The sequence below is a fragment of the Polyangium fumosum genome (assembly GCF_005144585.1).
Taxonomy (GTDB): domain Bacteria; phylum Myxococcota_A; class Polyangia; order Polyangiales; family Polyangiaceae; genus Polyangium; species Polyangium fumosum.
Genome location: NZ_SSMQ01000046.1, coordinates 1 through 12,025, shown reverse-complemented (window position 1 = coordinate 12,025; position 12,025 = coordinate 1). Strand labels below are relative to the sequence as shown.

The following is a 12,025-nucleotide window of genomic DNA, read 5'->3' as shown; positions in this document are numbered from 1 at the left end:
TCGCCTCTCTCCTGCATCTAGGGGAAAAGAAACCAGGAGTTCCGCCTCCTCCGGGGCGACGCGCGCGCGGGGGCTTTCGGCGAGGACAGCGGCGGGGCCTTCTCGGCGCGGGTCTCGTCAGGGCCGCTCGAATACGGCGACCGCGCTCGGGTAGTCGACGGTCACCCGGAAGGAGTGAAGCGCGGACCCGCCCAGCGCGCCGTCCACCCGTTTATCCATCCACTGCGACATCCACGCGTGGAAGTTCTTGTCCTGCCGCCGGACGAACCAGACCGGCCCCACCTCGTACCCCGCGACCACGATCCGCGGCACCTCGATCATCGGCTCCCCGCGGGCGCAAAGGTCGGCGCCCTCGATCACACGCCAGGCCGGGTGATCCTGGCGCCACCGGTCGAAGGTGGACTGCACGATGAAGCTCGTGGCGCGCACCGGAGGCCCGCCGTCCGCGAGCGCCGCTGCCGCCTGATCCGTGAGGTTCACGGTCGCGCCCGTGTCGAAGAGCAGATCCACGGTCTGGCCGTCGATCTGCGCCTGGATGCGCGGGAAGTTGGTCGCCCGCTCGCTGGCTTCGTTCACGGGAAAGCCGAGCGAGACCCGGTGAGACGCGTCGTGCGCCGGCAGATCGCCCGTGGCACGGAGGAGGAGCCGGCGGCCCGGGTAATCGAAGGTCCACGTGCGGCCCCGGAACCAGGCCTGGCCGAGCATGCCGTCGCTGCTCTCGCGTGGACAAGCCTCCGTGTCCTTCGAGGCCACGCCGAGGTGCCCTTCGAGCACGGTCACCGGGGGAATCGACGCCTCCGGCTTGAAGGGCGGGAGCCGTACGCCCTCGGCCAGCCCCTCGTCGTCCGCGACCTGCTCGGTCGGGAGGCCGAGCCGCTCGACGGCGTTGCGGGTGAGGAAGAGTCCACCGCCGGTATCGGTGAAGAGAAGCAGCCGGGCGCCGCTGGGGGTGATGGGCTCCACGAAGAATCGGTCGGCCACGAAGCGCGTGGGGAGCGGCAAGGGTCTGCCGGGCGAGGGGAGTGCAGGGGGAGCGGGGGAGGCGCTGGGCGGGGGAGGCGCGGGGGCGGCCGGGGCGCAGGCGGGCGCGCAGGAGACGAGCAGCAGCGAAGCGAGGCGACGATGCACCCTCTCGAGACTACACGTCTCCGCCGCGGGGCGAAGGAGGCGGGAGCGGGAGCGGAGGCGGGAGGGCTACTTCGCTTCGATCTTCGCGCGGAGCGCGGCGGCCTTCGCTTGGGCCTCCGCCGCCTGCGCTTCGAGCACGACGAGCGCCTCCTTGTCGGCGTGGATGGCTGCTTCGGCGACCTTCGCTTCCTCGGCTTCCAGGTCTGCGAGCAGCTTGTGCTGGGCCGCGAGCTCCTTCTGCATTTCGACGATGTTTGCCTTCACCGACGTGATCGTCACGTCCGCCTCGTCCCCAGGCTCCACGCGTTCGCGGCGGAAGAACTTGTCGGCGAAATTCCTGGGGAGGCTCGAATGCTCGTGCGGCAGCCTGGCGAGGGCGCCGTGCGTCTCTTTGCGGCACCCGTTCAGCTTGTCGATGAACTTCTTTCGTTCCCCGAAATCGCGGAATTGATCCCGCGCCCCCTCGGCCTCTGCTTTGGCGGTGACGGCGCTGCTCGCTTGCCCGAGGAGCCCGGCGAGTGCAGGCGCGAAGGCCACGAGGGGCGCATGCTCGCTTTGCTCGAGAGCGGGCAACCAGGCCTTCATCGCTTCGAGTTGCCCCCCGAGGACGGGGCGCTTGAAATCGCTCGGCGTTTTGTTTCCGAGGAAGTGTTTGTACAGCGCGTGTGTCCGATCGCCGTTCGTGATCGTCAAGATGGCGTGGACGACACCGTTCGCGAGGTTGTCGAGGAGATCGTCGACGTGATCGATGAGCGCTTGTGCGTCCGTGATGGCGTCGCGTACCACGAGCTCCTTGTTGTGCACCGCCGGCCATTCGGCGCGCAGCGCTTCGAAGGCGGCGACGTGGGGGGCGCCGAGGGGGTGCGCTTTGAGCCGACTGTGCGTGTAGGTGATTTCGGCGAGCACGGAGCCGAGTGACGTGCGGGGATGGATGGTGCGTACGGCCATGGGTGTGATGACCTCCGTTGACGGGGTGTGTGATTCGTAGGCCTGGAATCCGCAGTCCAGGTGCGCCACGTAGAACCCGCTGCCTGTGCTCTCCTTGGGACCAGAATGCCCAGCACGTTTTGGACGGGGAGAGGCGTGGCCTGCTCTTCCCAGACGAGGGCGCGCAGCAGCTCGGTGGTGCCCTCTTTCGAAGGAGCCGTCCCTCGGGACGACTCCCCCAAACGCCCCATCGACCGAGGCTCCACGGGGAGCCTCGGCCGACGGAATGCGCTCAGTTCATCGTCTTGCAGATCGATGTCGTGAAGCGCCCGTTGATCGAGTTGTTGTCCGCTTCGGCGAGCAGACCGATCGTGACCTTGTCGGCCGAGACGGACTCGACGTTCAAGATTCCCTCGGAGGAAATCACGTTTTGTCCGGGCCCTGTGACGAAGGTGATCGTCTGGCTGCCGTTCAGGTCCGTGAGCTCGAGCTTGAGGGGATATTCACCGGCCGTCTTCGGCGCGCTGAAGAGGATCTGCGTGTCGGACTGGGCGAAGCTGTCACACGCCATGACCTCGATGGGATAGAGGCTGACCGAGAACCGGTCCCCATCGTCCGTCACGACAGCCGATTTCATCGTCCAGCTCGCCCCGGCGACCGTTCCTTGTGGTGCTTGGTCTTCGATGTCGTCGACGCTGGTTCCCCCGCATGCGGCGAGGAGAGCGGTTCCCAAAGCAAGGAGGCCAAGGCGGATCTTCATGTTCACGAGGTATGCCCTTTCTCAGCTCGTTCAAAGCTGCGATGGGCGCCTTTGCACCAGGCATGCCATCTCATTCGGCGCCCTTTCCAGCTCCTACGCGACGGGCACCCTCAATGCGTGTAACCGTTCGTTGACGATACCTGTGGACCCCACCTCGGTGCCGTCGGATTCGTGCTTTCGGTGAATAACGACGACGGTCCCCCGGGCTTTTCTTCGGCCCGATCACGCGTGGTGTTTGGCATGAACGCCCGGCATGCCGCCCGATCGGACACCCTCTTGTATCTGTGGGCCGTGTCGGGCGACACGACATGCATGGGCCCGTGCGCCCCCGCTCTGCTTCACGACGACTTCAATCGCAGGGCGACGTCGGCCGCCGCGCGGAGGTTCGCCGACAGGCGACATCGGCCCTCGTCCTCGTCTGTCGGGCGCCCCGACATGCGATGTCTCCGCCACGCGAGATGGTGCAGGTCGCCGGACAAGGCGCGTCGGCGCGGCAGGGGGAGCGTCTTGCCGCCGGACATGGGGCGAGGCGTGGTGCCGGTGGAAGGTCGACTGTGAAGACACGGTCCGGCGGCGCCCGAGGGGCCCTGTCGAGCGGCCGAACACGCGCTGTCGGCTGCCGCGGGGGCTTGTCACGGGGGGCGACGGGTCCACGCGCAGGCAAACGCCGGGGGGTGGGCAACGTCGCTCGGGGGGTCGCGTGGCGGAGGGATGGGTCGCGCCGCCGAACACGCGCCGTCGACGGCCGAGGGCACGTGTCGGGCCCGGTTGCGAGCCGAGGCGAGGGAAGAGGGGGGGAGGAAGGAGACGTGGAGAGGGGGAGGCGGGAGGTCCCGCCCCCCATCTCACGTCCACATCAGCGTGGTCGTGTCCCAGCGCTTCCAGGCGCCTTCGATTTCCTTGAAGAGGTCGCTCCCGCCGGCCACGGTCTTGAACCGCGTCTTTTGCATCTTGGTCACGAACTCGGCCGTCCTGCCGGCGTAATTCGTGGTGACCTCCTTCCCGGAGACGGCGTGCAGGGTCACGACGATCTCCGCGGCGCTCACCTCGGCGATGGCATAGCCGTGTGTATTGCTCTCGGCGTGGGCGAGGTGGGGGTTCACCTTCGTCTCGGTGTCGAGCACGAGGTCGTCGATCTGGAGCGCGAGCAGCGGGGCCGCGGGGATCTGGCTCAGGACGGGATCGGATTTCACCTGCGAGCTGAGCTCGTCGCGGAACGGGGTCGAGGAGACGGCGCCGGTCATGAACTCGACGATCTTTTTCGTGGGATCCTGCTCGGCCCAGGGCGTGCCGACCATGAACGTGTGCAGGTCGCCCGTTAATGCGACGACATTGCCGAGCCCGCCGAGCTTGCCGAGCAGCTCGTTCCGCTTGTCGCGGAACCCGTCCCAGCCCTCGACACCCATATAAAAGCGGCGTTGTACGTTCGCCGGGATGCCCGCGATCTGGCGCAAGTCGACCTGGACCGGGACGATGTTGAATTCGTTCGCCCAGACCTTCCACGTCTTCGTGGAGCCCGTGAGCGTCTCCAAAAACCAGGCCTCCTGCGCCTCGCCCATGACGTCCTGGGTCTTGGGATCGGCGGCGTAGCGGAGCGTGCTGAAGACGTCGAACGCGTCCTTGTGCACGAAATACCGCGTGCCGATCTGCGCGTAGAAGCTGACCTTGTTGAGGTCGAAATACGAGAGGCCCCGCGGCAGGCCCGCGGCATCGATGGCCGGGATCGGCGGGTCGGGCGGGGGATCACCGCCGTTGAGCTGGGCGACGATCAGGTTGATGTAATCGACGCTCACGTTGCCCGTGACCTTCGCGGCGTCGTACCCCGAGGCCGTCGCGACCTGCGAGAGGACGTTTTTGTAAAGGCCACCCGCGTACGTCTCGATGTCGACGTAGGGCGTGGCGATCGTGGGACCGGGCAGGCCCCCGGGCGAGGCCGTGAGCGTGGCCTCGTCGAAGAGGACCGCGCCGGGGAATGCGTCCTCGGGGATGAGGTGATCGGGCCGGTGGCTGCGGAGATCGGTCACGACGAGGTGGACGTGCTTGCCGAACGTGAAATCGCGATAGATGCGGATGTCGTTCGGGACGTCGGCGGCGGGGTCGTACGCGAAGTCGGGGTCGCCGGCATAATCGACGGGCTGGTACTCGAACCAAGCCTGGTTCGCGGCCTTCCGGCGCGCGACGTCGAGCTCGTTCGCCCGGCCGCTCAGGTACGTGGCGTTCGCGCCCCAGCAGTCGTTCGAGAATTCGTGATCGTCCCAGGTCGGGATCATCGGGAATTTTTCGTGAAGGACCTGGAGCGCGGGGTCTCCGCGGTAGGTGCGATAGAGATCGCGGTAGTTGTCGAGCGATTTGGCCGCGTAGAATTTCACGTCGCCGCTCGCCCCGAGCTCGATCGCGGAGGCCGGGTCGCGGAAGACGACCTTGCGCGCGTCGTCCGGCGTCTGGAACGAGGGGTCGCCCGTCGTCTCGTAAATGTAATCGCCGAGGTGCACGATGAAATCGAGGTCCTCGATCTCCAGCGCGAGGAGCGTGTTGTAATACCGCCCCACGAAGTCCTGGCAGGAGACGAAGGCGAAGCGCACCGGCACGTCCGCGTCCTCGTCGGGCGCCGTCTTCGTACGGCCGACGCGCGAGACGTAATGGATGCCGTCGCGCTCGTACACGAATCGGTAGTAATAGGTCGTGCCGGGTTCACCGACGATGCGGGCCTTGACGCAGTTGTCATAGGCGGCGAGGGCCTGGAGCTTGATGGGCTCGGAGACGGGCTTCGTGAATGCAACGTCGAGCGCGACCTCGAGCTCGACGTCGAGGTCCCAGCCCGCCTTTTCGCCGTCGACGACGCGCGTCCAGACGACGACGCTCTTCGGGCGTGGATCCCCCGAGGCGACGGATTGCGGGAAATACCCCGACCCCTTCACGAGCGTACGATTGCCCGTCGTGTTCGAGGTATCGTCGCCGCATCCAGGAACAAACGCGGCGCCGAGGGTGACGACCGTTGCACGAAGGAAGCTTCTACGGCTCAGCATGACGGAAATGTGCCAGAGCCGGGGGCCGCAGCAAAAGCCCGAACGGATTCTTTTTGTCCCGCGGTGAGAGCTACATCCGGTCGCGCGACGCTCTGTCCCCCGTGGGCGGGAGTCGCACCGTGAACGTCGAGCCCTTTCCGAGCTCGCTCTCCACGTCGATCGTGCCGTTCATGAGCTCCACGAGGTGCTTGACGATGCTGAGGCCGAGGCCCGTGCCGCCGAGGTCCCGCGAGCGGCCCGCGTCGACGCGATAGAAGCGCTCGAAAATGCGGCCGAGGTGCGCCGGCGGGATGCCGGGGCCGTCGTCCTTCACGCGGATCTCCACGCCGCCGCCGGCCTTCGGTTGCGCGGTGAGGACGACATGCGCGCCCTCGCCGGCATATTTCGTGGCGTTGTCGCAGAGGTTCATGAGGACCTGCTCCATGGCGCGGCGATCGATGCGCGCCGGCAGCGGGCCCTCGGGGCGCTCGACGCGCAGCTCGACCTTGCGGCGCCGCGCGGCCTCTTCGAGCAGGCGCGTGACGTGCGTGACGGCGGGGATCACGTCCTGCTCGACGAGCTTCAAGCGGTAGTTCTTGCTCTCGATCTTCGAGAGATCGAGCAGGTCGTCGACGAGCTGGCGCAGGCGCTTGGCGTGACGATCGATGACGTCGACGAACTCGGCGGCCTCTTCAGGCTCGGCGAGCGCGCCCGCGAGGAGCGTCTCGGCCGCGGTGCTGATGGCCGTGACCGGGGTGCGCAGCTCGTGCGAGACGTTCGCCACGAAGTCGGTGCGGATCGTCTCCAGGCGCCGGAGGTCCGTGACGTCGTGGAAGACGGCGATGAGGCCGCGATCGTTGGTGGTCTGACGATCACGATCCTTGCGCGTCGGGAGCTTGGAGACCCGCACGAGGAGCTTGCGCGGGAGCAGGCCCGAGAGCTCGACCTCACGCATGACGGCCTCGCTCCCCGCGGCGGCGCGATCGAGCGCCTCCTGGAGCGAGGCGTTGCGGATGACCTCGATCACGCTCTTGCCGATCGTGCCTTCGCCGACGAGCGTCATGCCGCGCAGCGCGCGGTTCGCGAGGACGATGCGCGCGTCGCCGTCGGTGACGAGGACGCCCTCGTTCATGCCGTCGAGGATCGAGGCGAGGAGATCACGCTCGTCGCGGAGCTCTTCGATCGCGGCGAGCAGCTCGCTCGAGAGGCGGTTCAAGGCGCGGCCGAGCTGCGCGGTCTCGTCGGTGCCCTGCGCGGGCGCGTGGATCGCGAGGTTGCCGCCGGCCATCGCGAGCGCAGCCTCGGTCAGGCTGCGGACGGGGCGCGTGAGCAGGTAGGTGCCGAACGCGCTCATCGCCACGGCCGCGGCGATCGCGACGGCGATGCCCACGAGCAAGAAGATGCGCGCGCCCCCGATGGCCGCGTCGACGCCGGTGAGGGGCACGGCGATGCGCACGACGGCGACGCCGTGCTCGGGCTTCGCGTAGCGGCTCGCGGCGTAGATCATGCGCTGGCCGAGGGTGCCGCTGTAGCGAAACGCGCTGCCGGTGCCGGTCGCGAGCGCGGAGGCGATCTCCTCCCGCGCGGCGTGGTTCTCCGTCCGCAAGACTTCGTCGTGCGTGAGCTCGGAGTCGCCGAGCACGGCGCCGCCCGGGGCGATGAGCGTGACGCGTCCGCCGGAGAGGGCGCCGAGCTCGTCGGAGAGCACGTCGAGCGTGTTGCCCTCGGAGCACGGAGAGTGTTCGCAGCGGCGCCGGACGATGTCCTCGCAGAGGCGGAGCTCGCCGGTGAGCTGCACCATCGTGCGCTCGATCATGAGCGCTTCGAGCGAGCGGGAGCCGAAGCGCTCGATCGCGAGGCCCGCGAGGAGCATGAGCACGACCGACGCGACGATGAGCTTCGCGCGGATGCCGAGGCGGCCGATCATTCGTCCGCAGGCGGGGAGAGCTCGCCGGGCTCGGCGCGGAAGCGGTATCCGACGCCGCGCACGGTCTCGATGTAGTCACCCGCGAGGCCGAGCTTTTCGCGCACGCGCTTGACGTGCGTGTCGACGTTGCGGGCCGTGACGTCGACGTGCGAGCCCCAGACCTCGTCGAGCAAGACGTCGCGGGTCATGACGCGGCCGCGGCGATCGAAGAGCACGACGAGCAGCTTGAACTCGAGCGCGGTGAAGGCGATCTCCTCGCCGTTCACCCACGCGCGGTGCGCGGCGCGATCGACACGGAGGACGCCGAAGTCGATCTTCGCGCCGTCGGGCTGCGGGCCCTCGGTGCGGCGCAAGATCGCGCGCGCCCTCAGGATGAGCTCGCGTACGGAGAAGGGTTTGACGACGTAGTCGTCGGCGCCGAGCTCGAAGCCGACGACGCGGTCGACCTCTTCGCCCTTGGCCGTGACCATGATGACGGGGATGCTGGCCGTCTCCGGGGACTGCTTGAGGCGTTTGCACACCTCGGTGCCCGGCATGTCGGGGAGCATGAGATCGAGGATGACGAGGTCAAACGGCTCTTCTTTGACCGCGCGGAGCGCCGTCTCGCCGTTCATCGCGGAGACGACGTCGAACCCCGCCTGCTTGAAGTTGTAGGACAGGACGCGCTGGAGGTCGCGCTCGTCCTCGACGATGAGAACGTTCGTCGGCATGCGTGGGCCCCACCTCTAGCAGCCTTGTGTGACAGGCGCGTGGCGTGCGGTCGAGCATGGGGGCGAGCCGAGCCATGGCGGGCGTCCCCCTTCCATTTCGGCAAGAACGACGCGCCAGCGCGAGCTTTTCTTGCGCGCACGCCTTCTTTCTTCTAGTAGGGGCGCCTCATGGCACTGGAGCGCACTCTTTCCATCGTCAAGCCCGATGCGGTCGAGAAGAACCACACGGGTGCGATCATCGCCCGCCTCGAACAGGAGGGCTTCATCGTTCGCGCGATGAAGCGCGTCCACCTCACCCGCGCGGAGGCCGAAGGCTTCTACGCGGAGCACCGTGGACGTGGCTTCTTCGACGAACTCTGCTCGTTCATGTCCCGCAGCCCGATCGTCATCATGGCGCTCGAGCGCGAGGACGCGATCGCGAAGTACCGCGAGGTCATCGGCGCGACGAACCCCGCGAACGCGGCCGAAGGTACGATCCGCAAGCTGTACGCCGCGAGCGTCGGCGAGAACGCGGTGCACGGCTCGGACAAGCCCGAGTCCGCGGCCCGCGAGATCGCCTACTTCTTCGCCGGCTACGAGGTTTCGCCCCGCGCGTGACCGGCTCGGCGCGCGCAGAAAGCCCGCTCGCCATCGCCCGCGGCGCGGTCCGTGAGGGCCTCGCCGCGCTCGAAGGCTTCGGTGATCTGCTCGGCTCACGCCGCATCGGGCCACGCGCCCTTGCGGTCGCGTTGAGCGAGATGGTCCCGGCCTGCGAGGCGCTGCGCGCGTCGTTCGTCGCGCTCGAGCTCGCGTTCGTCGCGACGCTCGCTTCCGACCTGGAAGCCCAAGATCAAGCCCGCAACCTCGGCACGCACGCAGGCGCGTGTGTCGCCGCCCTCTCGTCCGCGTTCTCCGACGGAGGATCCCTCTCCGATGCGCGGCGGCGCCTCGCCCTCGAAGCCTCCGTGCGCAAGCACGGGGCGGAGCTGCGGGACACGTTCGCGATCGCGGAGTTCTTCGCCGCGGCCGTCACGCCCGCGCCCACGGAGCTGGATCTCGTGGACGTGCTGGAGCAACGGTTTGGCGCGAATCGGGCGACCGAGGAGGGGGTGATTCGAATCGCCGTGGAGGCGCCGCGGCCCTCGTGGCTCGTGGCGGATCGGCATGTGCTCGGCGGGCTCGTGGAGCTCGCGGCGCCGATCGCCTCGCGGCGCGGGACGGTGCCGGCGCGGCTCGGCGTCGCGCGTCCGCCGAGCGGGGGGCTCGTCGTTCGCTTGAGCCCGGCGCCGCGGAACGCAGCAGCGACGCGGCTCGTGTTGTCCGTGACGGCACGAGGCGAGGTGCCGAGCGCGCTCGGGATCGCTCGTGTGGCCGCGCGTCGCGCGAAGCTCGGGCTCACGATCGACGCGGCCGCGGGGATCGTCTCGATCGAGAGCGAGCGCGAGGCGACGTAAAATCCGTGCTAAGTCGGCCGGGATGAACCTCGCCGACTCCCTCGCGCCGCTCGTCTCGGCCGCTTTCGCCGATCGTTCCCTCCTGAAGGATCCCGCGCACGAGAGCGCCGTCCTGCAGACGATCGACGCGCTCGATGGTGGTGTTCTCCGCGTCGCCGAGCCCATCTCCGAGGGCAACTGGGTGACGCATGCGTGGGTGAAGCAGGCCATCCTGCTCTACTTCGCCGTGCAGAAGATGTCGGTGATGGAGGCGGGGCCGCTCGAGTTCCACGACAAGATCCCGCTGAAGCGGGGCCTCGACGCCGCGGGCGTGCGTGTGGTTCCGCCGGGCGCGGTGCGGTACGGGGCGTTCCTCGAAGCCGGCGCGATCGTCATGCCGGGCTACGTGAACATCGGCGCGCGCGTGGGCGCGGGGACGATGGTCGACACGTGGGCGACGGTGGGATCGTGCGCGCAGATCGGCCGCGACGTGCACCTCGCGGGCGGCGTCGGGATCGGCGGCGTGCTCGAACCGCCGGGCGCGCAGCCGGTGATCATCGAGGACGGCGTGTTCGTCGGGTCGCGCGTGATCGTGGTCGAAGGCGTGATCGTGGAGCGCGAGGCCGTGCTTGGCGCGGGCGTCGTGCTCACGGCGTCGACGGCGATCCTCGATGTGACCGGCGCAGAGGTCGTCGAGCACCGCGGGCGTGTCCCCGCGCGCAGCGTCGTCATCCCCGGCATGCGGCCGAAGCGTTTCCCGGCGGGCGAGTTCGGCGTGCCGTGCGCGCTCATCATCGGAAAGCGGACCGAGTCGACCGATCGCAAGGTCTCGCTCAACGCCGCGCTCCGGGACTTCGCGGTGGCGGTATGAGCGGCGTCGAAGCGCGGCTCGTCAAGACGCTTCTTTGGCTCTGCAACATTCCCTCGCCGACGGGGGAGGAGCAGCGGATCGCCGACGCGGTCCTGGAGCGCGTGTCCCGCGCGTCGCTCGCCGCGCCGGCGCGCCGTCACGGCGACTCGATCGTCGTGCCTGTCACGCGAGGCACGGGTGGCCCGCGCGTCGCGCTCGCGGGGCACCTCGACGTCGTGCGCACGTCCCACGACGGTCCGCCGCGCGTGGAGGGCGACAAGCTCTACGGCCCCGGCGCCTCGGACATGAAGTCGGGCCTCGCGCTCATGCTCGACCTCCTGGAGCACGGCGCGCGCGAGATCGCAGGCACCGATCTCACGTTGATCTTCTACGCCCGCGAGGAGGGGCCGTACGCGGACAACGAGCTTGGCCGCGTGCTCGCGGACGACCCCGAGGCGACGGCCGTGGATCTCGCCGTCTGCATGGAGCCCTCGGACAACAAGCTGAGCCTCGGGGCGTCCGGCTCGATCCACGCGCGCGTGACGTTCGAGGGCCGCACCGCGCACAGCGCGAGGCCGTGGCAAGGCGAGAATGCCATCCACAAGGCCGGCCCTTTCCTCATGGAGCTCGGCGCGCGCGAGCCGCGCACCGTGATCCTCGACGGGCTCACGTACCGCACGGTCACGTCCGCGACCCTCGGGGAGGGCGGTCGCGGCCGGAACGTCGTGCCCGACGCCTTCACGCTCAACCTGAACCACCGCTTCTCCCCCGACACGTCGATCGCCGAGGCCCAACGCGACATCGAAGCGCTCGTCGCAGGGCGCGCGAAGATCGAGTGGACCGACCTCTCCCCCTCCGCGCCGCCCCACGCATCCCACCCGCTCGTGCGCGCGCTGAAGGACGCGGGCGTTGCCGGCGTCGAGGCCAAGCAGGCATGGACCGACGTCGCGCGCTTCGCGGCCCTCTCCGTGCCCGCCGTGAACTGGGGGCCCGGCGTGAACGCACAAGCGCACCAGCGGAACGAGTGGACGTCGATCCCGCTGCTCTCCGAAGGCCACGCGATCCTCTGCCGGTTCTTCGAGGCGATCGGGCGGCGCTAGGCTTGCCACGGGGGCCCGCTGGAAGAACTGCGCATCGCGCAGTTCTTCCACCCTCGAGTCCAGGCCGTGCCTGGTCCGGGTCCAGGGGTGGACAACCCCTGGTCGGGTCCGGGGTGAAACCCCGGCGCGACGACCTAGAACATCGATCGGTTTGACAACCGCTCGATGTTCTAGCTCTTTTGTCCCGGGGGGGGGGGGGGGGGGGG

The 12,025-nt window shown here is 68.7% G+C and carries 10 protein-coding genes; 4 read left to right on the top strand and 6 right to left on the bottom strand.

What is annotated here, in order from left to right; translation table 11 throughout:
• Positions 1-117: 117 nt before the first annotated feature.
• From E8A74_RS33980 to E8A74_RS33955, 6 genes are all read right to left on the bottom strand, one after another.
• On the bottom strand, positions 118-981 hold the full coding sequence (locus tag E8A74_RS33980; RefSeq protein ID WP_136933265.1) for a pepsin/retropepsin-like aspartic protease family protein: 864 nt from the start codon (positions 979-981) through the stop codon (positions 118-120).
• Between the two features lie 213 nt (positions 982-1,194).
• Positions 1,195-2,076, bottom strand: coding sequence for a hypothetical protein (locus E8A74_RS33975; RefSeq protein ID WP_136933264.1), 882 nt, complete (start codon positions 2,074-2,076; stop codon positions 1,195-1,197).
• A 271-nt stretch (positions 2,077-2,347) separates the two neighbouring features.
• Positions 2,348-2,815: a hypothetical protein gene (locus E8A74_RS33970; RefSeq protein ID WP_136933263.1), complete on the bottom strand. Its 468-nt coding sequence runs from the start codon at positions 2,813-2,815 to the stop codon at positions 2,348-2,350.
• A gap of 845 nt (positions 2,816-3,660) precedes the next feature.
• Positions 3,661-5,841, bottom strand: coding sequence for an alkaline phosphatase D family protein (locus E8A74_RS33965; protein WP_136933262.1), 2,181 nt, complete (start codon positions 5,839-5,841; stop codon positions 3,661-3,663).
• Between the two features lie 70 nt (positions 5,842-5,911).
• On the bottom strand, positions 5,912-7,747 hold the full coding sequence (locus E8A74_RS33960; RefSeq protein WP_232379880.1) for a HAMP domain-containing sensor histidine kinase: 1,836 nt from the start codon (positions 7,745-7,747) through the stop codon (positions 5,912-5,914).
• Positions 7,744-8,457, bottom strand: coding sequence for a response regulator (locus tag E8A74_RS33955; RefSeq protein WP_136933261.1), 714 nt, complete (start codon positions 8,455-8,457; stop codon positions 7,744-7,746). Before E8A74_RS33955 ends, E8A74_RS33960 begins: the two co-directional genes overlap by 4 nt.
• Positions 8,458-8,625: 168 nt before the next feature.
• On the opposite strand from E8A74_RS33955, the gene ndk reads away from it, so the two are divergent.
• From ndk to dapE, 4 genes are read left to right on the top strand one after another with little or no spacing between them, the layout of a single operon-like run.
• Complete coding sequence (ndk, locus tag E8A74_RS33950; RefSeq protein WP_136933260.1) at positions 8,626-9,054, top strand: nucleoside-diphosphate kinase; 429 nt, start codon at positions 8,626-8,628, stop codon at positions 9,052-9,054.
• A complete protein-coding gene (locus tag E8A74_RS33945; protein ID WP_136933259.1) occupies positions 9,051-9,890 on the top strand; it encodes a hypothetical protein in 840 nt (279 codons plus the stop codon). The genes ndk and E8A74_RS33945 overlap by 4 nt, the downstream gene beginning before the upstream one ends.
• Before the next feature lie 22 nt (positions 9,891-9,912).
• A complete protein-coding gene (locus E8A74_RS33940) occupies positions 9,913-10,740 on the top strand; it encodes a 2,3,4,5-tetrahydropyridine-2,6-dicarboxylate N-succinyltransferase (RefSeq protein ID WP_136933258.1) in 828 nt (275 codons plus the stop codon).
• Positions 10,737-11,819: a succinyl-diaminopimelate desuccinylase gene (gene dapE, locus E8A74_RS33935; RefSeq protein WP_136933257.1), complete on the top strand. Its 1,083-nt coding sequence runs from the start codon at positions 10,737-10,739 to the stop codon at positions 11,817-11,819. The genes E8A74_RS33940 and dapE overlap by 4 nt, the downstream gene beginning before the upstream one ends.
• Positions 11,820-12,025 lie beyond the last annotated feature (206 nt).